Here is a 25,146-nt window from a genome sequence, read left to right as displayed (position 1 = left end):
AGGTCCGCAACCCGGTCGACGTGTTCCCCTACGGCACCCGCCCGGCCCGCGGATGCGATTTGGATCACACCGAGCCTTACCGGTTCGACGGCCAAACCCGAGGCCAGACCGGCATGCACAACCTCGGCCCCCTGTCGCGTCGTAGCCACCGGGCGAAGACCCACGGCGGCTGGCGACTCACGCAACCCGAACCCGGCGTGTTCCACTGGCGCTCCCCCGCCGGCTACGAATACCTCGTCACCGCCACCGGCACCACCAGAATCGGCACCCCACCACCGCGGCCCTCGCCATGGAGCATCGAACATGAGCCGGATCCCTGGGAGGATCCGCCGCCCAGCGATCCCACCTCGGACCAACCGCTCCAGCCCGAACTCATCGCCTGGGCCATCGCCCAACACACCCTCACCAACGCCGCCGCCTGACCGGGCGACGCTGTCCACACGCGGTCAGGCGACGAGGCGGGAGTAGTCCTCACGCAGGTGCGTCACATCCAGACCCAGCGTGGTCCACACGACCTTGACCCTGCGGTCCTCCCCGACGCCGAGGATCTGGGTGGAATGGTCCACCTCATAGCCGCCGCTGGGCAGCTGCTTGCCCTGCTCGATCGCGACGCCGAGCCCCTGGCCGATCTGGGTGATCAGGTCGAGGTCGCCGGTGAGACCGACGAACTTGTCGTCGACCCTCGACAGGTACTCCTTCAGCGCCTCGGGCGTGTCCCGAGCGGGATCGGTGGTGATGACGACGGGCGTGATCTGGTCGGCCTCGTCGGCCGGGAGGCGACGACGAGCCGTCGCCATGTCGGCCATGATTCCTGGGCACACGTCGGGGCAGTTGAGGTAGCCGAAGAACAGCGCGATGGCCTTGGTCTCCCAGCCGGCGCGGAGGTTGAACGGCTGCCCGTCCTGGTCGATGAGTTCGACGTCGGGCAACTCCCAGCCGTCCTGGAGGACCGTGCCGTGGAACCCGTCGTTGTCGACGGGGCCGCCCAGCGACGCCGCCGGTTCCTCATCCCTGGCGCACGCCGCCAACAACGGCAGCGCCAGAGCACCCGACAGCAAGTGCCTGCGGTGAATCACGCACGACTCCTCTCCACGCCCGAAGCGATCTCCCCGGAGAGCCTACGGAGCGCGGACAGATCGGTGGCCATGTCGTTGCCGTCCGACTTCATGCAGCTGATCAGGGCCGAGCCGACGATGACCAGATCGGCGTAGCTGCCGATCTCCGCCGCCTGGTCCCCGTTCGAGACGCCGAGGCCGATGCCGACGGGGATCGTCGGGTCCGCCTTGCGGGCGCGCTCGACGATGACCGGCCCGGCGTCGGACGTCTGCGCGCGGGCGCCCGTGACGCCCATCACGCTGGTTGCGTAGACCCAACCGCGCGAGGCCTGCATCGTCATCCGCAGGCGCTCCTCGCTCGACGAGGGGGCGATGAGGAAGATCCGGTCGGTGCCGTGCTTGTCGGTCGCCTCAATCCACTCGGGGCAGTCGTCCGCGGGCAAGTCCGGCGTGATCACCCCCCCGCCTCCGGCCGCGGCCAGGTCGCGGGCGAACGCGTCGACCCCGTACGCCTCGATGACGTTCCAGTAGGTCATGACCATGGGCATCGCGCCGAGCCGGGCGACCGCCTCCACCGCCTGCAACGCGTGCTTCGTGTGCACGCCACGGGCGAGCGCCTTGGTGTTGGCCCGCTGGATGACGAGACCGTCCATCAGCGGATCGGAGTACGGCATGCCGATCTCGACGATGTCGGCGCCGCGCCCCTCGTCGCCCTCGACGATGGCCTTCATCGCCTCGAGGGAGGCGTCGACGCCCGGGAAACCGACGCTGTAGTAGCCCACGAAGGCGGGTCGGCCCTCGTCGAGGCAGCGCGCGACGACCTGGCCGGAACGCCCGAGACGTTCCGCGGAATCGAACTGGCTCATGTCATGCTCCCACTACGTGATCGGGCTGGCCGCTCAACTTGAACCAGTCGAAGGCCGTGCCGGTGTCCTTGTCCCCGCGGCCGGAGAGACAGACGAGGATGCGCGGACGCGCGTTGGGGTCCTCCTCCGCGATCCGTCGTCCGATCCGCAGCGCTCCGGCGAGGGCGTGCGCCGACTCGATCGCCGGGATGATGCCCTCCGTCCGGCTGAGCAGCTTGAAGGCCTCCATGGCCTCCTCGTCCGTCACGACCTCGTAGCTGGCCCGGCCGGTGTCGGCCAGCCACGCATGCTCGGGACCGACGCCCGGATAGTCGAGCCCCGCGGAGATCGAGTGGGATTCGATCGTCTGCCCGTCGGCGTCCTGCAGCACGAAGGTGCGGGCGCCGTGGAGCACGCCCGTCGTCCCCTCGGTGATGGTGGCCGAGTGGCGGCCCGACGCGATGCCCTCGCCGCCGGCCTCGAAACCGACCAGCGCGACCTCCTCGTCGGGGATGAAGTCGTAGAACTGGCCGATGGCGTTCGATCCGCCGCCGACGCAGGCGACGACGTAGTCGGGGAGCCCATCGTGGGCCTCGAGCATCTGCGCCCGGGACTCGGTGGATATCACCCGCTGCAACTCGCGGACCAGGTACGGGAAGGGGTGCGGTCCCCCGACGGTGCCGATGAGGTAGTGCGTGGTGTCGACCGTGGTCACCCAGTCGCGCATCGCCTCGTTCATGGCGTCCTTGAGGGTGCGGGAGCCCGCGGCCACCGCGTACACCTCGGCGCCGAGCAGCTGCATGCGGGCGACGTTCAGCGCCTGACGCTTGGTGTCGACCTCACCCATGTAGACGCGGCACTCGAGCCCCATCAGCGCGGCGGCGGTGGCGGTGGCGACGCCGTGCTGGCCGGCGCCCGTCTCGGCGATGACGCGGGTCTTCCCCATCCGCTTCGTGAGCAGGGCCTGCCCGAGGACGTTGTTGATCTTGTGCGCGCCCGTGTGGTTGAGGTCCTCGCGCTTGAGGTAGATGCGCGCGTTGCCGGCGTGCTTCGAGAAGCCGTCGGCGACCGTGATCGGGGTGGGCCGCCCGGAGTAGTCGCGCTGGAGCCGACGGAGTTCCTCGCCGAAGCTCGGATCCGCCTGGGCGTCGGCGAACGCCTTCTCGAGCTCGGACAAGGCCGCCTGCAGCGCTTCGGGGACGAAACGGCCACCGAAACGGCCGAAGTGCCCCTTGGCGTCGGGATAGGAAGTCATGCGGTTCAGCCTATCGCCCCCGCGGAAGGGCGCCCGACTTCTACCGGGCAGCGGACGCGAGCGCGGCGACGGCGCGCTCGGGGTCGCCGTGGCGCACCAGCGCCTCCCCGACGAGGATGGCGTCGGCCCCCTCGTCGCGTACCTTGGCGGCATCCGCCGGCGTGAAGATGCCTGACTCGGCCACGCGGACGACGCCGTCGCCGATGCGTGCGGCCAGCCGGCCGAAGTTGGCGAGGTCCACGTCGAGGGTCTTGAGGTCCCGGTTGTTCACGCCGATGAGCTCGGCCCCCGACGCGAGCGCCCGGTCGACCTCCTCCTCTGTGTGCACCTCGACCAGCGGCGTCAGGCCGAGGTCCGAGGCCAGCCCGAGGAACCGAGTGAGTTCCGCGTCCGTCAGCGAGGCGACGATGAGCAGCACCAGGTCTGCACCGTGGACCCTGGCCTCCAGGAACTGGTACTCGTCGACCATGAAGTCCTTGCGCAGGACAGGGATCCCGACGCGCGCGCGGACGGCGTCGAGGTCGGCGAGCGAGCCACCGAACCGGCGCTCCTCGGTGAGGACGGAGATGGCCGCGGCCCCACCCTCGGCATAGCTGTGGGCGAGCGCGGCAGGGTCCTGGATGTCGGCCAGGTCGCCCTTCGAGGGCGAGCGACGCTTCACCTCGGCGATGACCGAGAGGTCGCCGCCGCGGAAGTGCGGCATGGGGTCCAGCGTGGGACGCAGGTCGTCGAGCGCGGCCTCGAGCTCGCTCAGCGGAACGCGGGCACGACGCCGGTCGAGGTCCTCTCGGACCCCGGCGACGATCGACTCCAGCACGGTCACGGCTGGCCCAGGCCCATGGCCTTCATCACGACCGTGGCGATGATCCCCAGCAGCACCACCGCGCCACCGACCCCGATGACCACCCAGTTCGGCCCCATGAAGATGCCGATGGTGACGATGATGAAGCCGAGCGCGCACACTGCCGACCCCGTCCATGCCGCGGGGCTGCCGCCGTGATGGTAGTACCTGGGAGTAGCCATCTGAGTCCCTTCCTCGAAGACGTGGGCATTCGGGCGAAACACTATCGTGAATCGCACCGTGCGGTCAGCCTAGTCTTGTCGCCGTGTCAGACCTGTATCCCGAACTGGCCCCTTGGTACGCCGCCGAGGCCCGCGACCTGCCGTGGCGCCGCCCCGACTTCTCCGCCTGGGGTGCGTTGCTGAGCGAGATCATGCTCCAGCAGACGCAGGCGTCGCGCGTCGCCGCCGAGATCGACTCATGGTTGGAGGCCTGGCCGACGCCGGCGGCCTTCGCGGCCGCTCCGACCGCCGAGATCCTGCGCCGCTGGGGCAACCTGGGCTATCCCCGCCGGGCAGTGCGCCTCCAGCAGGCGGCGCGCGTCATCGTCGAGAAGCATGCCGGCGAGGTGCCGCCCGACGTGGACGCGCTGCTCGCCCTGCCCGGCGTCGGGGAGTACACCGCACGCGCGGTCGCGGTGTTCCACTTCCGGCGACGGCACCCGGTCGTCGACACCAACGTGCGCCGCGTGGTCGCGCGTTACCGTCACGGGCTCGCCAACCAGGGTCATCCCCGTCGGCGGGACCTGGCCGAGACGGAGGCACTCCTCCCATCCGACGAGGAGCGCGCCGCCCTGGTGAGCGCCGCCCTGATGGAGCTGGGCGCCCTGGTCTGCACCTCCCGCTCCCCGGCGTGCGACCGCTGCCCCCTGGCGGGCAGCTGCGCCTGGCTGCGGGCCGGCCGCCCCGACAACGCGCCGTCGAGGCGCACCAGCCAGCCGCGGTTCGAGGGCAGCGACCGGCAGGCGCGCGGACGCATCATGGCCGCGCTGCGGGCCGCCGACCACGCGGTCCCCCGTCCGGAGTTGCGCTTCGTCTGGGCGTCCGAAGACCAGCGCGAGCGGGCGATCGCCGGCCTCGTAGCCGACGGCCTGGCGGTCGAGGAGGAGGGTTCCCTCCGGCTCCCCTAGCCCGACTGCCGTGCCCCGCCGCGGCGGAGCCGGAAGTGCGCCACCGCCGCGAAGAGGGCACCGGCGGCGAGCAGCGGGAGCCCGAACTGCCACGTCTCGGCCTCGATCTGCGTCGCCAGCAGCAGACAGCTCGCGATTCCGAGCACGGGCAGCACCCGCGGCACCCGGAAGTGGACGTGCTCGACGTGGTCCCGGCGCAGGACGAGGACCACCGCGTTGACCGCGATGAACACCACGAGAAGGAGCAGCACCAGCGTCGAGGCGAGCACCTCGATGGAGCCGATGAGCGCGAGGACCAGCGAGAGCGCCGTGGTGACGAGGATGGCCGTCCACGGCGTGCGCCGGTTCGGGAGCACCCGGCTCAGGAAGCCGGGCAGCAGCCCGTCGCGGCTCATCCCGTACGTCAGTCGCGAGGTCATGATGCCCGTGAGGAGCGCGCCGTTGCCGACCGCCACGAGAGCGATCACGGAGAACACGACGGGTGGCACGCCCCCGGCGGCCCGGACCACCTCCAGCAACGGCCCCGAGGACGCGGCCAACTCCGACGTCGGGATGACCGCGCTCGCCGCGACGCCCACACCGACGTAGACCAGCCCGGCGACGACCAGCGCGCCGAACAGGGCTCGGGGGTAGGACCGGCTCGGGTCATTCGCCTCCTCCGCGACGTTCACCGACGTCTCGAACCCGACGTAGGAGTAGTAGGCCAGCACCGTGCCGGCGAGCACCGCGGTGACCGGGCCGTCGGTGGCGGTGCCGAGTTGCACGAGACGCGACGGGTCCCCGTCGCCCCTCGCGATGACGAGCGCGCCGACGACGATTACCAGCAGCAGGCCGCCCACCTCGATCACGGTGGCCACCATGTTGACCCACATCGACTCGCGGATGCCGTACGCGTTGAGCGCGGCCAGCAGGAGCAGGAAGACCGCGACCGTGATCCGCACCGGCGCGGTCAGGAACTCGCCCAGGTAGTCGCCGGCGAACCCGAGCGCCAGCGCACCCACGGAGACGATGCCGGCGGCCAGCATGCAGAAGCCGACGAGGAACCCCACGAACGGTCCGAAGGCCCGCTTCGCATAGTGCGACGACCCGCCGGCCCGCGGGTACTTGGTCGCGAGTTCCGCGTACGACCCGGCGGTCAGCAGCACCATGAGCAGCGCGACGATCAGGGGCACCCACACCGCGCCCCCGGAGGTCGCGGCGATGGTGCCGATGAGGATGTAGACCCCGGCGCCGAGCACGTCGCCGAGGATGAACAGGAAGAGCGAGGGCGTGGTGACAGCCCTGCGCAGCGGCGTGGTCGTGGTCGAAGTGGTCATGGAGCGCAAGGCTAGGCCCGCAGCGGGTCGCAGCAGCCCCGCCGGGTCAGGGGAGGGTGGGGTCCTCCCCCGCGTCCATCCGCTTCCAGGGGTCGTCGGCCGGCTCCCGGCGACGCCGCGTGCTCGCCCATCCGGGCCCGCGGAGCGCGATCACCACGCCGGAGAGCGCCACGACGAGGAAGGCGAGGACGAACCACGGCTCGGACAGGAACGCCAGGACGGCGCCGAGCACGGCGAGCAGGACGACGAGCGCCCCGATGACCCGAAGGCCCCAGCTGTGCAGCATGAGGGACAGCGCGACGCCGGCCACCGCGGCCCAGCCCACGCCGGAGACGGCCGCCGACTCCGCCGCGTTGCCCCCGATGCCGGCCACGAGCGCACCCGTCGCGCCGGCCAGCGTGGCCGGCCAGCGGCGCGTCAGCGCCACGACTCCGCCTTCTCCACCGCGGTCACGACAGCCCGGGCCTTGTGGGCGCACTCGGCGTCCTCGAGTTCCGGCACCGAGTCCTTGACGATGCCCGCCCCCGACTGGACGTGCGCCACACCGTCCTTCACCACGGCGCTGCGGATCGCGATCGCCACGTCCGCGTTCCCCGCGAAGTCGAAGTAGCCGACGACGCCGCCGTAGACGCCGCGGCGGGTGAGCTCGAGACGCTCGATGATCTCCATCGCCCGCACCTTCGGCGCGCCCGACAGCGTGCCGGCCGGGAAGCAGGCGAGCACCGCGTCGAGGGCCGAGCGGTCCTCCCGCAGCGAGCCGGTGACCGCCGCCTCCAGGTGCATGATGTGGGAGTAGCGGTGCACGTTGAGGAACTCCTCGACGACGACCGTCCCGGGCCGGGAGATCCGGCCCAGGTCGTTGCGGCCGAGGTCCACGAGCATGATGTGCTCGGCGCGCTCCTTCTCGTCGGCCTGCAACTCGTCGGCGAGCGCCTTGTCCTGGTCCGGGGTCGCGCCCCGCGGCCGGGAGCCGGCGATGGGGCGCGTGGTCACCACGTCGCCGTGGACGGTGACGAGTGCCTCCGGTGAGGCGCCGACGACCGAGAACCCGTCCAGCGCGAGGTAGTACATGTAGGGACTCGGGTTGGTCACGCGCAGGGCGCGGTAGATGTCGAAGGGGGCGGCCTTCGTCGGGATGTCGAAGCGCTGCGAGACGACGATCTGGAACGCCTCCCCCGCCTTGATCTCCTCCTGCGCCTCCCGCACCAGTCCGCAGAACTCCTCCGAGGTCCGCTGGCGCCGCACGTCCGGGGTCCGGCGTTCCCCGGGGAAGGCGGTGAGCGGCCGGCGGGGTTCGAGCACCCGCTGCTTCATCCGCTCGATCGCCGCGACCGCCTGCTCGTAGGCCCTCTCGACCCGGTCGGGTGAGTTGTCCCAGTTGATCGCGTTCGCGATGAGCCACAGCTCCCCGAGCTGGTGGTCGAGGACCGCCACCTCGCTCGTCAGGAGGAAGAGCAGCTCCGGCAGCCCGAGGTCGTCGACGGTGTCGCTCGGCAGGTGCTCGAGACGCCTCACGATGTCGTAGCCGAGGAAGCCGACGAGCCCGGCGTGGAAGGACGGCAGCTCCGGGTCGGGCTCCGTGGCCAGCTCCGCGAGCGTCTGCCGGAGGACGTCGAGCGGGTCGCCCTCGGCGGGCAGGTCCGCGAGTTCCCTCCCCGTCCACCGCGCCTCGCCGTCGCGGGACGTGAGCACCGCGTCGGAGCGCACCCCGATGATCGAGTAACGGCTGATCACCCCCGCCTCGGCCGATTCGAGCAGGAAGGTGTTCTCGCGACCGCCACACAGCTGGTCGTAGAGCGCCACCGGAGTGAGGTCGTCGGCGATCATCTTCGTGTGGACCGGGATGACCCTGCGCCGCTGCGCGAGCCGCGCGAACTCGTCGGCGCTGATCACGAGAGCTCCTGGAAGAAGCACGTGCGGTTGCCGGTGTGGCACGCCGCACCCGTCTGGTTGACCTTCACGAGGACGGTGTCACCGTCGCAGTCGACGAGCACCTCCACCACTTCCTGGCTGTGGCCCGACGTGTCCCCCTTGACCCACAGCTCGTCGCGGCTGCGCGACCAGTACGTCGCCCGCCCGGTCTCCAGCGTGGCGCGCAGCGCCTCCTCATTCATCCAGGCCATCATCAGCACCTCGCCGGTGGTGGCCTCCTGGGCGATCGCGGGCACGAGCCCCTGGTCGTTGAACTTGATGTCGGGCATGGCCCCATTTAACCGCAGGTACGCTGGGCCCCATGACTTTCGCCCGCCGCCAGCGCGCCCAGCTCGTCGACCTGCTCCGGGAGGTCGGCCCGTTCGCCGAGACCGCCTGCGAGGGTTGGCAGACCCAGGACCTCGCCGCCCACCTCTGGATCCGCGAGCACAAGCCCGCCGCGCTCCCGGGCATCGGCATCAAGGCGCTCTCCAATGTGACGGAGCGCATGCAGCGCCACGCGCTCCACGCGAAGGGCTACCTGCCGATCCTCGAGGACCTCGAGTCGCCGAGCTGGTACATGGCGCCCCTCGACCCGCTGGTGAACGGGGTCGAGTGGTACGTCCACCACGAGGACGTGCGCCGACCGCGGGGCGAGAAGGTGGAGCTCAGCGACGGTGAGGTCCGCGGCCTGGAGAAGGTCGCCTTCGCCCTCGCCAAGAAGGCGCAGCTGGAGTCCGACCACCGCCTCGTCGTCACCCCGACGGGCGGGTCGCCGCGCCGATTCGGCAAGGGCTCCCGCACCATCTACGTGGAGGGCCCCGCGAACGAGCTCGTGCTGCACTTCTCTGGCAGGGAGGCCGACGTCGTCGTCACCGGCGACGACGTCGACCGCTACCGGGAGTCCTTGCGCGGGCTCTGATCCCGGTCAGCCGGCGAGCTTCTCGAGGATCAGCTCCCGGACCTTGGCGGCGTCCGCCTGGCCCTTCATGGCCTTCATCACCTGTCCGATGAGGGCACCTGCCGCCTGCACCTTGCCGTCGCGGATCTTGTCGGCGACGCCCGGGTTGGCCGCGATCGCCTCGTCGACGGCGGCGGACAGCGCACCCGTGTCGGAGACGACGACCAGTCCGCGCCGCTCCACGACCTCGGCCGGCTCGCCCTCGCCGGCGAGGACACCGTCGATGACCTGTCGAGCGAGCTTGTCGTTGACGATCCCCTGGTCGACGAGCGCCTGCACCGCCGCGACCTGCGCCGGGGTGATGGCCAGCTCGTCGAGCTCCACGCCCGACTCGTTGGCCCGGCGGGACAGCTCGGAGACCCACCACTTGCGTGCCGTCGCCGGGGTCGCCCCGGCGGCCACCGTCTCCTCCACCAGACCGAGCGCCCCCGCGGAGACGATGCCCAGGAAGTCGATGTCGCTGAAGCCCCAGTCCGTCTGCAGCCGTGCCCGGCGCTGGGCCGGCGGCTCGGGCAGCGTCGCGCGCAACTCCTCCACCCATTCGCGGCTCGGGGCGATCGGCAGCAGGTCGGGCTCCGCGAAGTAGCGGTAGTCGTCGGCGTCCGACTTGGGCCGCCCGGAACTGGTGGTGCCCGTCGACTCGTGGAAGTGGCGCGTCTCCTGCACGACCGGCTGCCCGGACTCCAGGACCTCCGCCTGACGGACGATCTCGTAGCGGACCGCCCGCTCCACCGAGCGCAGCGAGTTGACGTTCTTCGTCTCGGTGCGGGTGCCCAACCCGGCCGCGCCGAGCGGCGCGATGGACACGTTGGCGTCACAGCGAAGCGACCCCTGCTCCATGCGAGCGTCCGAGATGTCGAGCGCCTTGACCAGTTCGCGCAGGTGGGCCACGTAGGCCCTGGCCACGGCCGGCGCCTTCTCGCCCGCGCCCGTGATCGGCCTCGTGACGATCTCGATCAGCGGCACGCCCGCTCGGTTGTAGTCCATCAGCGAGTACGAGGCGTCGTGGATGCGGCCCGAGGTACCGGCGTGCACCGACTTGCCCGCGTCCTCCTCCATGTGGGCGCGCTCGATCTCCACCCGGTAGGTCTCGCCGTCGACGTCCAACTCCACCCAGCCGTCGAATGCGATCGGCTCGTCGTACTGGCTCGTCTGGAAGTTCTTCGTCATGTCGGGGTAGAAATAGTTCTTCCGCGCCATGCGGCACCACTGCGCGATGTCGCAGTTGAGCGCGAGGCCCAGCCTGATCGCCGACTCCACCGCGCGCCCGTTGATGCTCGGCAGTGAGCCGGGCAGGCCCAGACACACCGGGCACGTGTTCGTGTTCGGCTCGGACCCGAACTCGTTCGCGCAGCCGCAGAACATCTTGGTAGCCGTGTTGAGCTCGACGTGCACCTCGAGCCCGATCGCCGGTTCGTACTTCTCCAGCACCGTGTCGAAGTCCACGTCACTCACCCTTCGCTTCCGGGGCCCGGTCGAGCAGCGACCCGCCCCACTCGGCCTCGAGGTCGCGTTCCAGCGCGCCGCCCACGCGGTACAGGCGCGTGTCCTCCATCGTCGGGGCTATCACCTGCAGGCCGACGGGCAGCCCGTCGTCGGAGAGCCCGATCGGGAACGACGCCGACGCGTTGCCGGCGAGGTTCGACGGGATCGTGCAGAGGTCCGCCATGTACATCGCCATCGGGTCGGCGACGCGCTCGCCGATCCGGAACGCCGTCGTGGGCGTGGTGGGCGAGACGAGCACGTCGCACCGCTCGAACGCGGCGCGGAAGTCCTCGATGATCAGCGTGCGGACCTTCTGCGCCTGGCCGTAGTACTGGTCCGCGTAGCCCGCGGACAGCGCGTACGTGCCGATGATGATGCGGCGCTTGGCCTCCTTGCCGAAGCCGGCCTCGCGGCTCAGGCTCATCACCTCCTCGGCCGACCTCGTGCCGTCGTCGCCGGCGCGGAGCCCGTAGCGCATCCCGTCGAAACGGGCGAGGTTGCTCGACAGCTCCGCCGGCTGGATCAGGTAGTAGGCCGGCAGCGCGTAGGTGAACGCCGGGCAACTGATCGTCACCACCTCTGCGCCGAGCGCCTCGAGCCTGCGTACGGCCTCGTCGAAGCGCGCCATCACGCCCTCGTCGTAGCCCTCGCCGCGGAACTCGTCGACGATGCCGACCCTCAGACCCGTGAGGTCATCGGTGGCGGCCGCGTCCACCAGCCCGGAGTGGTCGAGGTCGAGCGACGTGGCGTCCATGTCGTCGTGGCCGGCGATCACCTCGTGCAGCAGCGCCGCGTCGGTGACGGTGCGCGCGCACGGCCCCGGCTGGTCGAGCGAGGAGGCCATCGCCACGACCCCGTAGCGGGAGACGCCGCCGTAGGTGGGCTTGATGCCGACGGTGCCGGTCACCGCGGCGGGCTGGCGGATGGAGCCGCCGGTGTCCGAGCCCAGGGCGAGCGGCACCAGGTGCGCCGCTACCGCCGCCGACGAGCCGCCGCCCGAGCCACCCGGGATGCGGTCGGTGTCCCAGGGGTTGCGCGAGGGCCCGAAGGCGGACGTCTCAGTCGACGATCCCATGGCGAACTCGTCCATGTTGGTCTTGCCGACGATCACCAGACCGGCCTCGCGGAGGCGGCGGACCACGGTCGAGTCGTACGGGGGCACCCAGCCCTCGAGCATCCTCGACCCGCAAGTGGTGGGCATGTCGACGGTGCAGAAGTTGTCCTTCACGCCGATCGGGACGCCGGCCAGCGGGCCCATCTGCTCGCCCGCGGCGATGCGCTCGTCGATCGCCCGGGCTGCTGCCAGCGCACCCTCGCGGTCGACGTGGAGGAAGGCGTTGAGCGTCGGGTTGAGCTCGTCGATGCGGTCGAGGAAGGCAGTGGTGACCTCCACGCTCGACGCCTCACGGGCGGCGATGAGGCGGCCGAGCTCGGCCGCGGACTTCGTGATCAGCATCAGTCCTCGCTCAGGATCGCCGGTACGCGGAAGCGGTTGTCCTCCGCCGCCGGTGCCCCGGACAGCGCCTGCTCGGGGGTCAGGCTGGGGCGGACCTCGTCGGCGCGGAACACGTTGGTGCGCGGCACCGCGTGCGTGGTGAGGGCCACGTCGTCGCCGGCTACCTCGCCGACCTTCGCCATGGACTCCAGGATCACGTCGATCTCCGGCGCCAGGTCGCGGCACTCCTGCTCAGAGAGCTGGATGCGCGCAAGACCCGCCAGCCGCGCGATGTCTTCGGGCGTGACAGCCACGATTGCGCTCCTTCAAAGGGGTTGATGTCTTGGGGAAGCCTACTGGCCGGTGAGCATGAGGTAGAACATGCGCCCGAGGAAGAAGAGCCCGACCGCGATCGCCACCGAGACGATCGGCACGACGACGCGCATCATGCGCTTGAACCTCGTCGAGTGCACCTGCCGGGGGCCTCGCCCGAACACGGGGCGTGCGCGCAGCGGGGCGTCGCCGCTCAGGTCCAGGTCGGAGAACAGTCCCATGTCGGCCGAGTCTAGCCCCGGTCCTGCGAGACGAGCTCCGCCGCGCGACGCAGTTGCTCAAGCTGCCACGTCACGTCGGCCTGCGACCAGCCCGCCATCCCGCAGGCGGTGCCGAGGGCGAGCGCGTCCGTCACCCCCACCTCCCGGGTGACCCGCCGGGCGTTGTCGACGAGCCGGTCCGCCGGTTGCCGCTCCGCCGAGGCGGTGTCGACGACCCCCAGCACGAGCGACCGTCCCCGGTCCAACCAGTCGCCCACCTCGTCGAGGTCGACGAGCGCCGCGTCCACGTAGGCCGCGGTGAAGCCCGCGCGCTCTGCGACGTCGAGCCAGCGGCCGCCCGCGCAGCAGTGCAGGAGCGCACCCGCGAAGGGGGCGAGGCCGTCGCGGAGTTCCGCGTCGTCGACGCTGCGGTGCCTGGAGAAACCGGAGGCCGTCGGCACCCTCCCCTCGCGGACGGCGACGAGGGCGGGCTCGTCGACCTGCCACGCCACCTCGACGCCGGGGAGCCTGCGTGCCAGGTCGGTACGCAGCCCCTCCACCCCCTCGAGCAGTGCCTCCCCCAGTTCGCGACGCGCGCCCCGGTCGGCGAGCAGCTTGTCGCCCGTGGGTCGTTCGACGGCGGCGGTCAGGGTCCACGGGCCGGCGACCGCGACCTTCAGCGTCCCCTCGAAGCCCTGCAGCAGTTCCTCGGCGTCGTCCAGGTCCCGGCGCCAGGCCGCCCGGGCGCGCCGGTGCTGCGCGTCGCCGTGGTCGGTGAGGCGCCACCCGGCCGGCTGGAGGTCGAAGGCGAGTCCGTCGATGAGGCCGAGGGCGCGCCCGATCATCGCGGACCCGGGGCCCCGGGCAGGGAGCTCCGGCCACGGCGTCAGTTCGGGGAGGGCCTCGGTCATCGCGGTCAGGGCGCCCCGGAAGTCGGCTCCCGGCAGCGAACCGCCGGCCGTCACCCGCATCCGCGCGCCTCCGCGATCACCGCGCTGCCCACCACGCGGTCGCCGTCGTAGGTCACGACGGTCTGCCCGGGCGCCACGCCGGAGGCCGCCTCGTCGAACCTGACGAGGAGTTCCTCGCCCACCACCTCGATCTCGGCGGCCATGGGCGTCCCGTGGGCGCGGAACTGCGCCTCGCCCCGCCATGGGCCGGGGACGGGATCGAGCGTCCACGTCGGGCGGATCGCGCGCAGTTCCCGCACGGCGAGCTCCTCCCTGGAGCCCACGACGACGGTGTTCGACTTGGGCTCGATCCTCAGCACGTAGCGGGGATTGCCCGCGGGTGCCGGGACCTTCAGGTCGAGCCCCTTGCGCTGGCCGACCGTGTAGCGGTGGTGGCCCCTGTGCTCGCCGAGCACCGCGCCCTCCGCGTCCACGATGCTGCCGCGCTGCTCCCCCAGGTGCTTGCCGAGGAAGCCCTGCGTGTCCCCGTCCGGGATGAAGCAGATGTCGTGGCTGTCCGGCTTCTTCGCGACCCCGAGCCCGAGCTCGCGGGCCTCCTGCCGGACGACCGGCTTCTCCACGTCGTTGAGGGGGAAGAGGCAGTGGGCCAACTGCTCCTGGTTCAGCATGCCGAGCACGTACGACTGGTCCTTGGCTGCGTCGGCCGCCCGGTGCAGCGTGACCCTGCCGTCGGCGCGCCGCTCCAGCCGGGCGTAGTGGCCGGTGGCGACCGCGTCGAAACCGAGCTTCATGCCGCGCTCCAGCACCGCGGCGAACTTGATCTTCTCGTTGCACCGCAGGCAGGGGTTCGGTGTGCGGCCGGCCGCGTACTCGGCCACGAAGTCCTCTACGACGTCGCGGTGGAACTCCTGGGCGAAGTCCCACACGTAGAACGGGATGTCGAGCTTGTCCGCCACCCGGCGGGCGTCATGGGAGTCCTCGAGCGAGCAGCAGCCGCGCGCCCCGGAGCGGTAGCTCTCGGGGTTCTTCGACAGCGCCAGGTGCACGCCTGTCACGTCGTGGCCCTGCGCCACCATCCGGGCCGCGGCGACCGCCGAATCGACGCCCCCGCTCATCGCGGCCAACACTCGCATGGCGCCCTCCTTCCGGCTGGCGAGTCTACCCGCGCGTCAGCGGAACGCCGACTGCGCGAGCGGCACGGTCTCCTCCAGCACCGCCAGGAGCCGCTCGACGTCGCCCGCGGTCGTGGTCCAGCCCATCGAGAAGCGCAGGGTCGACGAGGCCTCGGCCTCCGAGCGGCCCATGGCCAGCAGCACCTCCGACGGCTGGTGGACCCCGGCCCGGCAGGCGCTGCCCACGGAGGCGTAGACCCCGCGCTGGTCGAGCAGGAACAGGAGGTCGTCCGCCCGGGTGCCGGGGAACGTCGCGTTGACGATGTGGGGCGCGTGCGGCGCGGCGTGGCTGTTCACCGTCGCTCCGAGCGCTCGGAGGGCCTCGGCGATCCGGTCGCCGAACGCGCCGAGCCGCGCGGACTCCGTCGCGAGCTCCCCCGTCGCCACGGTGGCCGCCGCGGCGAACGATGCCGCGAGCGCGACCATGCCGGTCCCGGAACGCACCTCGCGCTCCTGCCCCCCACCGAGCCCGACGGGCGCGGGCCTCACCTCCCGGCGGGCCACGAGCGCCCCGATGCCGACGGGTCCGCCCACCTTGTGCGCGGAGAGGCTCAGCATGTCGACCCCGGAGCCGCGGAAGGACAGCGGCACATGGCCCAGCGCCTGCACGGCGTCGGTGTGGAACCAGGCGCCGGATGCCTGGGCGAGGCGCCGGAGCTCCTCCACAGGCTGCACGATGCCGGTCTCGTTGTTCACCCACATGACCGACACGACCGCGACGTCGTCCTGCAGCATCTCGGCCGCGGCGTCGACGTCGACCAGGCCCGCATCCGTGACGGGGATCAGCTCCGCGCCGCGGTCGCGGGCGCCCAGGACCGCCGGGTGCTCCACCGCCGAGACCAGCAGCCGTCCGCCCCGCGCCCGTCGGCCCCCGAGCACCGCGATCGAGTCGGCCTCCGAGCCGCCGGAGGTGAAGATGACCTCGCTGGGATCCGCGTCGATGGCGGCCGCGAGCTCCTCGCGCGCCTCCTCGAGCCGGGCCCGGGCGCGCTGTCCGGCGCGGTGCAGCGCCGACGGGTTCCCCGCCACCGCCAGTGCCGCGCGCAGCGCCTCCGCGGCCTCCGGCCTCAGCTGGGACGTCGCCGCGTGATCGAAGTAGACTCCGTGCTCGCTCATCGCTGACCAAGATACGCCGCACCGCCCACGGTCCCGGCTTTCCGCCGCGGCTCTGGCAGGATGACGGATGGAACGGGTTCGCGCGAGGAGACTCATGACGCTCTACACCAGCGCACCGCTGGGAGCACGCATCGTAGAAGACGGTGCGCGGTTCTCCGTCTGGGCACCCTCCGCCACCAGCGTCAGGCTGGTCCTCGTCACCGACCGCCCCACGCCCTCCGAGCTCGACATGCACCGCTCCGACGACGGCGTGTGGACCCGGTTCGTGCCGGGCGTCCGGCCCGGGCAGCTGTACGGGTTCCGGGCCGACGGCCCGTGGGAGCCGGAGCAGGGACAACGCTTCAACCCGCACAAGTTCCTGCTCGACCCGTACGCCCGCGCCATCATCGGCGGCGTCGACTTCCGCGGCGACATCCGCGGCCACCGCCGCGACGCGCCGCACATCATGGACACCAACGACTCGCTGGGCTCGGTGCCGCTCGGCATGGTGGTCGCCGACACGCCACCGCCCGCGCCGGTCGCCAGGAGGCGGCCCATGTCGGAGTCCGTGATCTACGAGATGCACCTCCGGGGCTTCACCAAGCTGCACCCCCATGTGCCGGACCACCTGCGCGGTTCCTATCTCGGCATTGCGGATCCGGCCGTGGTGGAGTACCTGCTGGGCCTGGGGGTGACCGCCGTGGAGCTGCTCCCGGTGCACCACTTCGTCTCCGAGCCGTTCATCGCGTTGAAGGGGCTCCGGAACTACTGGGGGTACAACACCCTCGGGTTCTTCGCCCCGCACGCGATGTACAAGGCGCACGGCATGGCCGGCGACCAGATCACCCACTTCAAGCAGATGGTGAGCGCCCTCCACGAGGCCGGCATCGAGGTCATCCTCGACGTCGTCTACAACCACACCGCCGAGGGCGGCATCGACGGCCCGACACTGTCCTTCCGCGGGCTCGACCAGCGCTCCTACTACCGGATGAGCAACGACTACGGCTCCGACTACGACGTGACCGGGGTGGGCAACTCCGTGAACACCGCCCATCCCATGGTGCGGCGCCTGATCATCGACTCCATGCGCTACTGGGTGCAGGAGCTGGGCGTGGACGGCTTCCGGTTCGACCTTGCCACCGCCCTGTTCCGCGACTCCGAGCACCACGTCGTGAAGGACCACGAACTCCTCCGCTCGATCAACGAGGACCCCGCCTTCCAGGACATCAAGCTCATCGCCGAGCCGTGGGACATCGGCCCCTTCGGCTACCAGGTCGGCAACTTCGGGGCCGGCTGGAGCGAGTGGAACGACAAGTTCCGCGACCACGTGCGCGACTTCTGGCGCGGCCACGCCGGAGGCGTCAACGAGCTCGCCACCCGACTGGCAGGTTCTCCGGACATCTTCGACCGTCCGGACCGCGGCCCGCAGGCCAGCGTCAACTTCGTCACCGCCCACGACGGCTTCACCATGCGGGACCTGGTCAGCTACGACGTGAAGCACAACCAGGCCAACGGCGAGTCGAACCGTGACGGGACCGACAACAACCGCTCCTGGAACCACGGCTGGGAGGGCGAGACCGAGGACGCGGGCATCAACGCCCTGCGGCGCCGCCAGGTGCTCAACTTCCAGGCGACCCAACTCCTGGCCGTCGGCACGCCCATGATCGTGGCCGGCGACGAGTTCGGCCGGACGCAGCGCGGCAACAACAACGCCTACTGCCAGGACACGCCGGTGTCGTGGGTCAACTGGGACATCGACGACGAGTGGCGCGTCGTCCAGGACAAGGTCAGGGCGCTGATCGCCCTCCGACGCCGGCACCCGGTCCTCCGCAGCGACCGCTACCGCTACCACCGGGAGCTCGTGGACCCCGACGGGGAGCCGCTGTCCCGGATCGACCTCACGTGGGTGGACCGCGACGGCGCGCTGATGAGCCCCAACGCCTGGAGCGACGGGTCGCGCCAGCTCCTCGGGATGTACGTCTCCGACCTCGAGTCGGCGTTCCTGGCCTGGTTCAACGCCGGCGCGGGCGAGGAGGAAATCACGCTGCCGGGGCCCGAGTCGGCGCGCGGCTGGGAGGTCGCCTGGTCGTCGGCGGACGGCTCCGAGCTCACCCCCGGCCCCTACGGGCCGTACGAGGTGGTCACCGTGCCGGCCCGCAGCGTGCTGCTGCTCGCGGGCGACGTGGCGCGCACCGCCGCCGAGCTGGAGGCCGCGAAGGCGGCCGTCACACCGCCGGCGCCCGCCGATCTCGGCGAGTGACTCGACTGACGCACCCCGCCCGGTAGGCTGCTGGGCGTGGAGTTCCCTCACAAGCGCCTGAATCGTACGCCCGGCGGCTTCGGTCGCATCCCGGTCACCGGAATCAGTCCCGTCATCGAGTGCGGCACCTACCCGGTCAAGGCCGTCGTCCATGAACGGCTGCGCATCACCGCCAACGTGTTCCGCGAAGGGCACGACGCGGTGGCCGCCTCCGTCATCCTCACGTCCCCCTCCGGCCGCCAGCGCCGCATCGACATGCGCCAGATCGAGCCCTTGGGCCTCGACATCTGGGAGGCGCACGTCCGCATGGCCGAGGAGGGCGAGTGGAGCTACCGCGTCGAGGGCTGGTCCGACCCGTGGGGCACCTGGGTGCACCACGCGGAGAAGAAGCTGCCGGTCGGCGTCGACGTCGACCTGGTCTTCATGGAGGGCCGTGACCTGCTCGAGCGGGCGGCCACCCACGCCGACCAGGTGGGCGTCCACGGGGCCGCGCAGCTGCTTCGTGGCGCCGCCGACTCCATGTCCGAGGCCGCGAGCGACGCGGACGAGGTACTCGAACTCGTGACCTCGCGGCCCATCATGCGGGCCATGGCCCGGTTCGGTCCCCGCGAGCTGGTCTCGCCGTCGGCCGAGTACCCGATCCGCGTGGAACGCCGCCGCGCGCTCTACTCGTCGTGGTACGAGTTCTTCCCGCGCAGCCAAGGGGCCTGGCAGGACGAACAGGGCAACTGGCACTCCGGCACCTTCGACTCCTCGCACGAACGCCTCGAGGCGGCGGCCCGGATGGGCTTCCACATCGTCTACCTGCCGCCGATCCACCCCATCGGCAGCGCCTTCAAGAAGGGCAAGAACAACACCCTCGACGCCACCGACGCCGATCCGGGATCCCCGTGGGCGATCGGATCCGCAGCCGGTGGCCACGACGCCATCCACCCCGACCTGGGCGACTTCGACGCGTTCGACCGCTTCGTGCAGAAGGCCCACTCGCTCGGCCTCGAGGTGGCCCTCGACTTCGCGCTGCAGGCCTCCCCGGACCACCCCTGGGTGCAGGAGCACCCGGAGTGGTTCACCACCCGCATCGACGGCACCATCGCGTACGCCGAGAACCCGCCGAAGAAGTACCAGGACATCTACCCGATCAACTTCGACAACGACCCCGTCGGGATCTACCACGAGTCGCTGAGGCTCCTGAAGTTCTGGATCGACAAGGGCGTCACGGTCTTCCGCGTCGACAACCCCCACACAAAGCCCGTGGACTTCTGGGACTGGCTGTTGAAGGAGATCCACGCGGACCACCCGGAGGTCATCTTCCTGGCCGAGGCCTTCACCCGCCCCCAGATGATGGCCACTCTCGGCAAGGTCGGCTACCAGCAGTCCTACACCTACTTCACGTGGCGCAACACCAAGTGGGAGCTCACCGAGTACCTCACGGACCTCTCCACCACCATGGCGGACTACTACCGGCCGAACTTCTTCGTGAACACGCCGGACATCAACCCGTTCTTCCTGCAGTCCGGCAATCCGGCCGCCTTCTCGATCCGCTCGGTGCTCGCGGCGACAATGTCGCCCTCGTGGGGCGTCTACTCCGGGTTCGAGCTGTTCGAGCACGAGGCCAACGCGCCCGGCCGCGAGGAGTACCTCGACTCCGAGAAGTACGAGTTCCGCCCGCGCGACTTCGACGCGCAGCCCAACCTCAACCTGCTCATCGGGCGCCTGAACGAGATCCGCGAGGAGCACCCCGCGCTGCAGCAGCTTCGCGACGTGCAGTTCCACCACGTGCCGCACGAGGAGATCATCGCGTTCTCGAAGACCGACGGGGACGACGTGGTGCTCACCGTGTGCAGCCTGTCGCCGGACCACGACGTGTACTCGGAGGTGTACCTCGACTTCGAGGCGCTCGGCTTCGACCGCGACCGGCCGGTCGTCGCCCACGACGAGCTGACGGGCGAGGAGTACCAGTGGGGCGAGCGGAACTTCGTGAAGCTCTACCCCGCGCAGCCCGCGCACATCCTGAGCCTGCGGCAGTGACCATGGAGGCCGCACTCTGGGACCTCGTCGAGAACGCCCGCTGGTTCGGGGGTCGCGGCCGCGAACCGCGGCTGCTCGGGGTCCGTCCCCTGGAACCGGTCGCCGACGTGCGGTCGCTGCTGGTCGACGTCGGCTACGCCGACGGCCAGCAGGAGACCTACCACGTCCCGGTGGTCGAGTCGGAACGCCCCGCCCTCGTGGAGGCGGTCGACGACGGGCTGAAGCTGTGGGAGGCGTTCACCGCCGGCTCCCCGGACCTGGTGCTGCTGGGCACCGGCCCGGCGCCGACCGCGGCCCGTCGCTTCGCGGGCGAGCAGTCCAACACCAACGTCTTCTTCGACAACGGCACCCTCCTGAAGGTGCTCCGACGGGTCGAGCCGGGCGGCGACATCGAGGCCGAGGTGCTCGGCGCGCTCAAGGGCAGCGGGGCGGCGCCGGAGCTGTACGGGACCTGGAAGCACGGCGACGTGGGCCTGGGCATCCTCGTCGAGGCGCTGGCCGACCCCCACGACGGCTACGACATGGCGGTGGAGCACGCCTCCGCGGACCGTTCGTTCGCCGAACACGCGCACGCGCTCGGCGTCGGGCTCGCGACGGTGCACCAGCGGCTCCGCGAGAGCCTCGGCACCGGGACCACCGACCCGACCCGCCTGGCCGCCACGTTCACGTCGCGCTACGCCGCGGCGGCCGCCTCGGTCGAGCAGTTGCGGCCCTTCGGGGATCGCACCGAGCGCACGTTCGGGGCGTTGGCGGGCGTCACCGTCCCGACGCAGCGCATCCACGGCGACTGCCACCTCGGCCAGACGCTGTTCAGCGCGGGCCGCTGGCGCTACGTCGACTTCGAGGGCGAGCCGATGAAGACCGTCCCGGAGCGACGCGAGCTCGACTCCCCGCTCAGGGACGTCGCCGGGATGCTGCGCAGCTTCGAGTACGCGGCGGAGGCCGGGGCGGCGGACGCCGACTGGCTCGCCGGCGCCCGGCGCGCCTTCACGGCCGGATACGGGCTCGAAGAGCCGACGCGGGACCCGCTGCTCACCGCCTACGAGCTCGACAAGGCGATCTACGAGGCGGTGTACGAGGCGCGGTTCCGCCCCCACCTGCTGGACGTGCCGCTCTCCGGCATCGACGCGCTGCTCGGCTCCGCGGGCTGATCTTCCCCGGCCCGACCTCGTGTGAAGGGGCAGGGCGCTAGATTGGTGGACAGCACCTACGACTAGGAGATGTGATGGCGCACGACAAATTCGGCGGCCTGGCCGGCTGGGACTTCGAAGGCTTCCACAGCGGTGGCGACACCGAGATCTGGAAACGGCTCGGCAGCCACCTGGTCACCGTCGAGGACGACGAGCGCGGCACGCTGACCGGGGTCCGGTTCGCCGTCTGGGCGCCGAATGCGCAGCGGGTGCAGGTCGTCGGACCGTTCAACTGGTGGACCGGCGACGACATGGAGCTGATCCCCGGAACGGGCGTCTGGGCGCTGTTCGTACCCGGGCTCGGCGAGGAGACGCTGTACAAGTTCAAGATCCAGGACCGCTCCGGCCATTGGCACGAGAAGGTCGACCCCGTGGCCAAGTTCGCCGAGCAGGCCCCGGCCAACGCGTCGATCGTCTACGAGTCGAAGTACGTCTGGTCCGACGACGACTGGATGGCCCGGCGGCGGGCCTCCCAGGCCCACCAGGAACCGATGAGCATCTACGAGGTGCACCTCGGCGGCTGGCGCAAGGGCAAGTCCTACCTGGAGCTCGCGGAGGAACTCGTCGAGTACGTCACCTGGCAGGGCTACACGCACGTCGAGTTCATGCCGCTGGCGGAGCACCCCTTCGAGCCCAGCTGGGGCTACCAGGTCACCGGGTACTTCTCCCCCACGTCGCGCTTCGGCAAGCCCGACGACCTGCGGTACCTGATCGACCGGCTGCACCAGGCCGGCATCGGCGTGATCATGGACTGGGTGCCGGGCCACTTCCCCAAGGACGCGTGGGGCCTGGGTCGCTTCGACGGGACCGCCCTGTACGAGCACGAGGACCCGCGCCAGGGCGAGCACCGCGACTGGGGCACCTACATCTTCAACTACGGGCGCAACGAGGTGAAGAGCTTCCTCGTCTCCAACGCGCTGTACTGGATCAAGGAGTTCCACGTCGACGGGCTCCGCGTGGACGCCGTCGCCTCGATGCTCTACCTCGACTACTCCCGCGAGGAGGGCGAGTGGGTGCCGAACCAGTTCGGCGGACGCGAGAACCTCGAGGCCATCGACTTCCTGCGCTACGTCAACCGCCACCTCTACGAGCGTGAGCCGGGCATCCTGATGATCGCCGAGGAGTCCACCAGCTTCCCGGGCGTGACGAAGCCCGTCGACGACGGCGGCCTCGGCTTCGGGTTCAAGTGGAACATGGGCTGGATGAACGACACCCTCCGCTACCTCGAACTGGACCCGGTCTACCGGCAGTACGAGCACAACCTGCTCACGTTCGCGATGGTCTACGCCTACTCGGAGAACTTCATCCTGCCGATCAGCCACGACGAGGTCGTGCACGGCAAGGGCTCCATGCTCAACAAGGTGCCCCAGGACGACTGGCGCAAGTTCGCCACGCTGCGCGCCTACTACTCGTTCATGTGGAGCTTCCCGGGCAAGCAGCTCATCTTCATGGGCTGCGAGTTCGGCCAGCGGCCCGAGTTCAACGAGTCCGTCAGCCTCGAGTGGTGGGTGTCCGACCTGTGGGGCCACGGCGGGCTCCAGCGGCTGTTCCGCGACCTCAACCTGGTCTACCGCGAGCACCCGGCGCTGTGGCGGCTGGACAGCGACCCGGCCGGCTTCTCGTGGATCAACGCCGACGACCCCGGCCACAACACGCTCAGCTGGGTGCGCAGCGACGAGGAGGGCAACCACGTCGCCTGCATCACGAACTTCTCGCCCGATCCCCTCCAGGACTACGAGATCGGCCTCCCCACCGACGGCACCTGGACCGAGATCCTCAACACCGACGCCCCTGCCTACGACGGTTCCGGCCAGTACGGCAACCTCGGCGCCGTGCACGCCAAGGCCGAGCCGTGGAGCCACTTCCCGGCGCGCGCGACCGTGACCGTGCCGCCCCTGGGTTCCATCTGGCTGCGCCGCAACGCCGACTGAGATGCGCGACTTCAGGGTCGACGTCCACGTCGGTCAGGGAGGCACGGGGAAGCTGACCTGGTCGGAGCAGACCGTGGACCCGCCGACCCTGGAGCGCGGCATCAGCGTCGCCGCCGACGACGCGATGCTGGCGCACAACCTGCGACGGCTCACGGTCGAGATCCCGGCCGACGACTTCCCCGCCCGGATCGCGCTGCACCGCGCGGGGTTCCGGCAGGAGGGCCGGCTGCGCCAGGCGCTGGTCATGCCGTCGGGAGAGCTCGGCGACATCCTGGTCTACGCGCGCCTGGCCACCGACGTGGTCTACGGGGCGATCGGCTTCTCCAGCGTGATGGACACGGTGCTGCCGACCAAGCGCGTCATCGCCCACGCGCTGTTCACGAACGTCGTGGGCCAGGTGCTGCTCCTCGAGACCAACTACAAGACCGACTGGGAGCTCCCGGGCGGTGTGGTCGAGCCCGGCGAGTCGCCCCGGATCGGCGCGCAGCGCGAGATCCAGGAGGAACTCGGCATCACGGTCGAGCTGGGCCAGCCGGCCATCGTCGACTGGATGCCGCCGTACCTCGGCTGGTCCGACGCGATCGAGTTCCTGTACCACGGCGGGACGCTGCCGCACCCCGTGGCGGAGTCGGTGCGCGTTGCGGACCGCGAGCTCCGGGCGCTGCACTGGGTGGAGCCCGACCGCGTCGGCGAGTTCGTGACGGAACTCTCGGCGAGGCGGATCCTCAAGATACTCTCGGGCGAGACCGGCCACACGGAGGCGGGCTACTGAGCCGTCGAGGTCAGCTGAGCTGCGCCGCGCGCCCCGGCTCGATGCGGTGCAGCAGGGGCTCGCCGGCCAGGTGCCGCTCGATCTCGTCGACGACGCTCCGGCCCTGCAGGAACCTCGCCTCTGTGGTGGCGCCGGCCACGTGCGGGGTGAGGATCACGTTGGGCAGACCGTAGAGGGGCGACGAGGCGGGCAGCGGCTCCTCGTCGAACACGTCCAGGCCGGCCCTGATACGACCCGAGAGCAACTCGGCCTCCAGCGCCGCGCCGTCGACGATCGCCGCGCGCGCGGTGTTGATGAGCACGCCGCCGTCGGGAATGAGCCCCAGCTCGCGGCGACCCACCATGCCCTGTGTCTCGGCGGTCACCGGCGCGTGCAGGGCGACGACGTCGCTCGCCATGGCCTCCTCCAGGGTCCCCAGCCGGACGCCGAGGTCGGCGGCACGCTCCTGCGGGAAGTAGGGGTCGTAGGCGACGACGTCGTCACAGCCCAGCCCACGGAGCATCCGCAAGTGCCAGATGCCGACGCGGCTGAGGCCCACGAGCCCGTGCCGGACCGCCTCGATCGACCGCCCGTACTCGGGATCGCGGCTGGCGGAGTAGTCGCGCGTCGACTGCATCCCGCGGTCGTAGGTGTGGGTGTGGCGGAGCAGCATCAGCGAGAGTGTGAGCGCGAACTCGGCCACGGCCCTGGCCATCGGGTCGCTGCCCGCCTGGGTGACGTGCACGTCACCGGCCAGGACCTCCTCCGTGAGGACGGCGCGCCAACTCCCCGCGCTGTGGGCCACCAGCTTCAGCCGGTCGCCGTCGAGCCGTTCCAGCATCGGCGTGCCCCAGCCGGTGACCAGCACGTCGTACTCCGAACACAGCGACTCGGGCAGGCGCTGCGCGTCTTCGAGGCAGTCGACGCGGGCGAGGCGGTTGAGCCGCGCCCACGTGGGCCGGTCGAAGAGGACGGCGCGGGTGGCGGCGTCGAGCCCGACGAAGACGCGGGCACCGTTCGAGGAGGTCATGGGCCTACCCTA

The 25,146-nt window shown here is 70.9% G+C and carries 24 protein-coding genes and 1 pseudogene; 8 read left to right on the top strand and 17 right to left on the bottom strand.

What is annotated here, in order from left to right; translation table 11 throughout:
* Nucleotides 1-422: pseudogene (locus BLR46_RS15120) on the top strand (hypothetical protein); the annotation flags it as partial.
* 24 nt (nt 423-446) lie between these two features.
* On the opposite strand, the gene BLR46_RS12255 reads toward BLR46_RS15120, so the two are convergent.
* From BLR46_RS12255 to BLR46_RS12235, 5 genes are read right to left on the bottom strand one after another with little or no spacing between them, the layout of a single operon-like run.
* On the bottom strand, nt 447-1,076 hold the full coding sequence (locus BLR46_RS12255) for an SCO family protein (RefSeq protein ID WP_093252633.1): 630 nt from the start codon (nt 1,074-1,076) through the stop codon (nt 447-449).
* Entirely contained in the window at nt 1,073-1,921 is an 849-nt protein-coding gene (gene trpA, locus BLR46_RS12250; RefSeq protein WP_093252630.1) for a tryptophan synthase subunit alpha, read from the bottom strand. The genes BLR46_RS12255 and trpA overlap by 4 nt, the downstream gene beginning before the upstream one ends.
* Before the next feature lies 1 nt (nt 1,922).
* Nucleotides 1,923-3,155 (bottom strand): tryptophan synthase subunit beta, encoded by a 1,233-nt coding sequence (gene trpB, locus BLR46_RS12245; protein WP_093252628.1) that lies wholly within the window; start codon nt 3,153-3,155, stop codon nt 1,923-1,925.
* Between the two features lie 40 nt (nt 3,156-3,195).
* Nucleotides 3,196-3,978, bottom strand: coding sequence for an indole-3-glycerol phosphate synthase TrpC (gene trpC / locus BLR46_RS12240; protein WP_093252625.1), 783 nt, complete (start codon nt 3,976-3,978; stop codon nt 3,196-3,198).
* Nucleotides 3,975-4,178: an HGxxPAAW family protein gene (locus BLR46_RS12235; RefSeq protein ID WP_093252622.1), complete on the bottom strand. Its 204-nt coding sequence runs from the start codon at nt 4,176-4,178 to the stop codon at nt 3,975-3,977. Before BLR46_RS12235 ends, trpC begins: the two co-directional genes overlap by 4 nt.
* 83 nt (nt 4,179-4,261) lie before the next feature.
* Here BLR46_RS12235 and BLR46_RS12230 point away from each other — a divergent pair, with 83 nt between their 5' ends.
* Nucleotides 4,262-5,125, top strand: coding sequence for an HhH-GPD family protein (locus BLR46_RS12230; RefSeq protein ID WP_245701686.1), 864 nt, complete (start codon nt 4,262-4,264; stop codon nt 5,123-5,125).
* Here BLR46_RS12230 and BLR46_RS12225 read toward each other — a convergent pair.
* From BLR46_RS12225 to hisI, 4 genes are read right to left on the bottom strand one after another with little or no spacing between them, the layout of a single operon-like run.
* Nucleotides 5,122-6,441, bottom strand: coding sequence for an APC family permease (locus tag BLR46_RS12225; protein ID WP_093252620.1), 1,320 nt, complete (start codon nt 6,439-6,441; stop codon nt 5,122-5,124). The genes BLR46_RS12230 and BLR46_RS12225 overlap by 4 nt on opposite strands.
* 46 nt (nt 6,442-6,487) lie before the next feature.
* The gene (locus BLR46_RS12220; RefSeq protein WP_093252617.1) at nt 6,488-6,868 is read right to left on the bottom strand and encodes a hypothetical protein; all 381 of its coding nucleotides are present in this window, start codon (nt 6,866-6,868) and stop codon (nt 6,488-6,490) included.
* The gene (locus tag BLR46_RS12215; RefSeq protein ID WP_245701684.1) at nt 6,859-8,334 is read right to left on the bottom strand and encodes an anthranilate synthase component I; all 1,476 of its coding nucleotides are present in this window, start codon (nt 8,332-8,334) and stop codon (nt 6,859-6,861) included. Before BLR46_RS12215 ends, BLR46_RS12220 begins: the two co-directional genes overlap by 10 nt.
* Nucleotides 8,331-8,642, bottom strand: coding sequence for a phosphoribosyl-AMP cyclohydrolase (gene hisI, locus BLR46_RS12210; protein WP_093252615.1), 312 nt, complete (start codon nt 8,640-8,642; stop codon nt 8,331-8,333). Before hisI ends, BLR46_RS12215 begins: the two co-directional genes overlap by 4 nt.
* A gap of 32 nt (nt 8,643-8,674) precedes the next feature.
* On the opposite strand from hisI, the gene BLR46_RS12205 reads away from it, so the two are divergent.
* Nucleotides 8,675-9,274 (top strand): maleylpyruvate isomerase family mycothiol-dependent enzyme, encoded by a 600-nt coding sequence (locus tag BLR46_RS12205; RefSeq protein WP_093252614.1) that lies wholly within the window; start codon nt 8,675-8,677, stop codon nt 9,272-9,274.
* A 6-nt stretch (nt 9,275-9,280) separates the two neighbouring features.
* On the opposite strand, the gene gatB is transcribed toward BLR46_RS12205, so the two are convergent.
* Genes gatB through BLR46_RS12170 form a run of 7 tightly spaced genes read right to left on the bottom strand, consistent with a single transcriptional unit; the run spans nt 9,281 to nt 15,965 of the window.
* The gene (gene gatB, locus BLR46_RS12200; RefSeq protein WP_425441398.1) at nt 9,281-10,759 is read right to left on the bottom strand and encodes an Asp-tRNA(Asn)/Glu-tRNA(Gln) amidotransferase subunit GatB; all 1,479 of its coding nucleotides are present in this window, start codon (nt 10,757-10,759) and stop codon (nt 9,281-9,283) included.
* A gap of 1 nt (nt 10,760) precedes the next feature.
* Nucleotides 10,761-12,254, bottom strand: coding sequence for an Asp-tRNA(Asn)/Glu-tRNA(Gln) amidotransferase subunit GatA (gene gatA / locus BLR46_RS12195; RefSeq protein WP_093252610.1), 1,494 nt, complete (start codon nt 12,252-12,254; stop codon nt 10,761-10,763).
* Nucleotides 12,254-12,547, bottom strand: coding sequence for an Asp-tRNA(Asn)/Glu-tRNA(Gln) amidotransferase subunit GatC (gene gatC, locus BLR46_RS12190; RefSeq protein WP_245701682.1), 294 nt, complete (start codon nt 12,545-12,547; stop codon nt 12,254-12,256). The genes gatA and gatC overlap by 1 nt, the downstream gene beginning before the upstream one ends.
* A gap of 39 nt (nt 12,548-12,586) precedes the next feature.
* Nucleotides 12,587-12,787 carry a hypothetical protein gene (locus BLR46_RS12185; RefSeq protein WP_093252605.1) on the bottom strand — a complete coding sequence of 67 codons (201 nt, stop codon included), beginning with the start codon at nt 12,785-12,787 and terminating at the stop codon, nt 12,587-12,589.
* An 11-nt stretch (nt 12,788-12,798) separates the two neighbouring features.
* Entirely contained in the window at nt 12,799-13,737 is a 939-nt protein-coding gene (locus tag BLR46_RS12180) for a uroporphyrinogen decarboxylase/cobalamine-independent methonine synthase family protein (protein WP_093252603.1), read from the bottom strand.
* Entirely contained in the window at nt 13,728-14,810 is a 1,083-nt protein-coding gene (gene mnmA / locus BLR46_RS12175) for a tRNA 2-thiouridine(34) synthase MnmA (RefSeq protein ID WP_093252601.1), read from the bottom strand. The genes BLR46_RS12180 and mnmA overlap by 10 nt, the downstream gene beginning before the upstream one ends.
* 36 nt (nt 14,811-14,846) lie before the next feature.
* A complete protein-coding gene (locus tag BLR46_RS12170) occupies nt 14,847-15,965 on the bottom strand; it encodes a cysteine desulfurase family protein (RefSeq protein WP_093252599.1) in 1,119 nt (372 codons plus the stop codon).
* Between the two features lie 94 nt (nt 15,966-16,059).
* On the opposite strand from BLR46_RS12170, the gene glgX reads away from it, so the two are divergent.
* The 5 genes from glgX (at nt 16,060) to BLR46_RS12145 (ending at nt 24,125) form a co-directional block, all read left to right on the top strand.
* On the top strand, nt 16,060-18,204 hold the full coding sequence (gene glgX / locus BLR46_RS12165; protein WP_093252596.1) for a glycogen debranching protein GlgX: 2,145 nt from the start codon (nt 16,060-16,062) through the stop codon (nt 18,202-18,204).
* A gap of 36 nt (nt 18,205-18,240) precedes the next feature.
* Nucleotides 18,241-20,232 (top strand): alpha-1,4-glucan--maltose-1-phosphate maltosyltransferase, encoded by a 1,992-nt coding sequence (locus BLR46_RS12160; RefSeq protein WP_176761767.1) that lies wholly within the window; start codon nt 18,241-18,243, stop codon nt 20,230-20,232.
* 2 nt (nt 20,233-20,234) lie between these two features.
* Nucleotides 20,235-21,383 carry a phosphotransferase gene (locus BLR46_RS12155; RefSeq protein ID WP_093252592.1) on the top strand — a complete coding sequence of 383 codons (1,149 nt, stop codon included), beginning with the start codon at nt 20,235-20,237 and terminating at the stop codon, nt 21,381-21,383.
* A gap of 74 nt (nt 21,384-21,457) precedes the next feature.
* On the top strand, nt 21,458-23,353 hold the full coding sequence (gene glgB, locus BLR46_RS12150) for a 1,4-alpha-glucan branching protein GlgB (RefSeq protein ID WP_093252591.1): 1,896 nt from the start codon (nt 21,458-21,460) through the stop codon (nt 23,351-23,353).
* Nucleotide 23,354: 1 nt separating this feature from the next.
* Complete coding sequence (locus tag BLR46_RS12145) at nt 23,355-24,125, top strand: NUDIX hydrolase (protein ID WP_093252590.1); 771 nt, start codon at nt 23,355-23,357, stop codon at nt 24,123-24,125.
* A 10-nt stretch (nt 24,126-24,135) separates the two neighbouring features.
* Here BLR46_RS12145 and BLR46_RS12140 read toward each other — a convergent pair whose 3' ends face one another.
* Nucleotides 24,136-25,134, bottom strand: a complete 999-nt coding sequence (locus tag BLR46_RS12140) for a hydroxyacid dehydrogenase (RefSeq protein WP_093252589.1) — start codon at nt 25,132-25,134, stop codon at nt 24,136-24,138.
* Nucleotides 25,135-25,146: the final 12 nt, after the last annotated feature.

Source organism: Tessaracoccus oleiagri (genome assembly GCF_900103275.1).
In the GTDB taxonomy this organism is placed as follows: Bacteria; Actinomycetota; Actinomycetes; order Propionibacteriales; family Propionibacteriaceae; genus Arachnia; species Arachnia oleiagri.
The sequence above is the reverse complement of the archived record's forward strand: the minus strand, read 5'-3'. Positions and strand labels throughout refer to the sequence as shown.

Excerpts from the sequence above, each read along its gene's own strand:
- trpA (WP_093252630.1), bottom strand. The coding sequence starts at position 1,921 with ATGAGCCAGTTCGATTCCGCGGAACGTCTCGGGCGTTCCGGCCAGGTC.
- trpB (WP_093252628.1), bottom strand. The coding sequence starts at position 3,155 with ATGACTTCCTATCCCGACGCCAAGGGGCACTTCGGCCGTTTCGGTGGC.
- BLR46_RS12235 (WP_093252622.1), bottom strand. The coding sequence starts at position 4,178 with ATGGCTACTCCCAGGTACTACCATCACGGCGGCAGCCCCGCGGCATGG.
- BLR46_RS12225 (WP_093252620.1), bottom strand. The coding sequence starts at position 6,441 with ATGACCACTTCGACCACGACCACGCCGCTGCGCAGGGCTGTCACCACG.
- hisI (WP_093252615.1), bottom strand. The coding sequence starts at position 8,642 with ATGCCCGACATCAAGTTCAACGACCAGGGGCTCGTGCCCGCGATCGCC.
- BLR46_RS12205 (WP_093252614.1), top strand. The coding sequence starts at position 8,675 with ATGACTTTCGCCCGCCGCCAGCGCGCCCAGCTCGTCGACCTGCTCCGG.
- gatA (WP_093252610.1), bottom strand. The coding sequence starts at position 12,254 with ATGCTGATCACGAAGTCCGCGGCCGAGCTCGGCCGCCTCATCGCCGCC.
- BLR46_RS12185 (WP_093252605.1), bottom strand. The coding sequence starts at position 12,787 with ATGGGACTGTTCTCCGACCTGGACCTGAGCGGCGACGCCCCGCTGCGC.
- BLR46_RS12180 (WP_093252603.1), bottom strand. The coding sequence starts at position 13,737 with ATGCGGGTGACGGCCGGCGGTTCGCTGCCGGGAGCCGACTTCCGGGGC.
- mnmA (WP_093252601.1), bottom strand. The coding sequence starts at position 14,810 with ATGCGAGTGTTGGCCGCGATGAGCGGGGGCGTCGATTCGGCGGTCGCC.
- BLR46_RS12170 (WP_093252599.1), bottom strand. The coding sequence starts at position 15,965 with ATGAGCGAGCACGGAGTCTACTTCGATCACGCGGCGACGTCCCAGCTG.
- glgX (WP_093252596.1), top strand. The coding sequence starts at position 16,060 with ATGACGCTCTACACCAGCGCACCGCTGGGAGCACGCATCGTAGAAGAC.
- BLR46_RS12155 (WP_093252592.1), top strand. The coding sequence starts at position 20,235 with ATGGAGGCCGCACTCTGGGACCTCGTCGAGAACGCCCGCTGGTTCGGG.
- glgB (WP_093252591.1), top strand. The coding sequence starts at position 21,458 with ATGGCGCACGACAAATTCGGCGGCCTGGCCGGCTGGGACTTCGAAGGC.
- BLR46_RS12145 (WP_093252590.1), top strand. The coding sequence starts at position 23,355 with ATGCGCGACTTCAGGGTCGACGTCCACGTCGGTCAGGGAGGCACGGGG.
- BLR46_RS12140 (WP_093252589.1), bottom strand. The coding sequence starts at position 25,134 with ATGACCTCCTCGAACGGTGCCCGCGTCTTCGTCGGGCTCGACGCCGCC.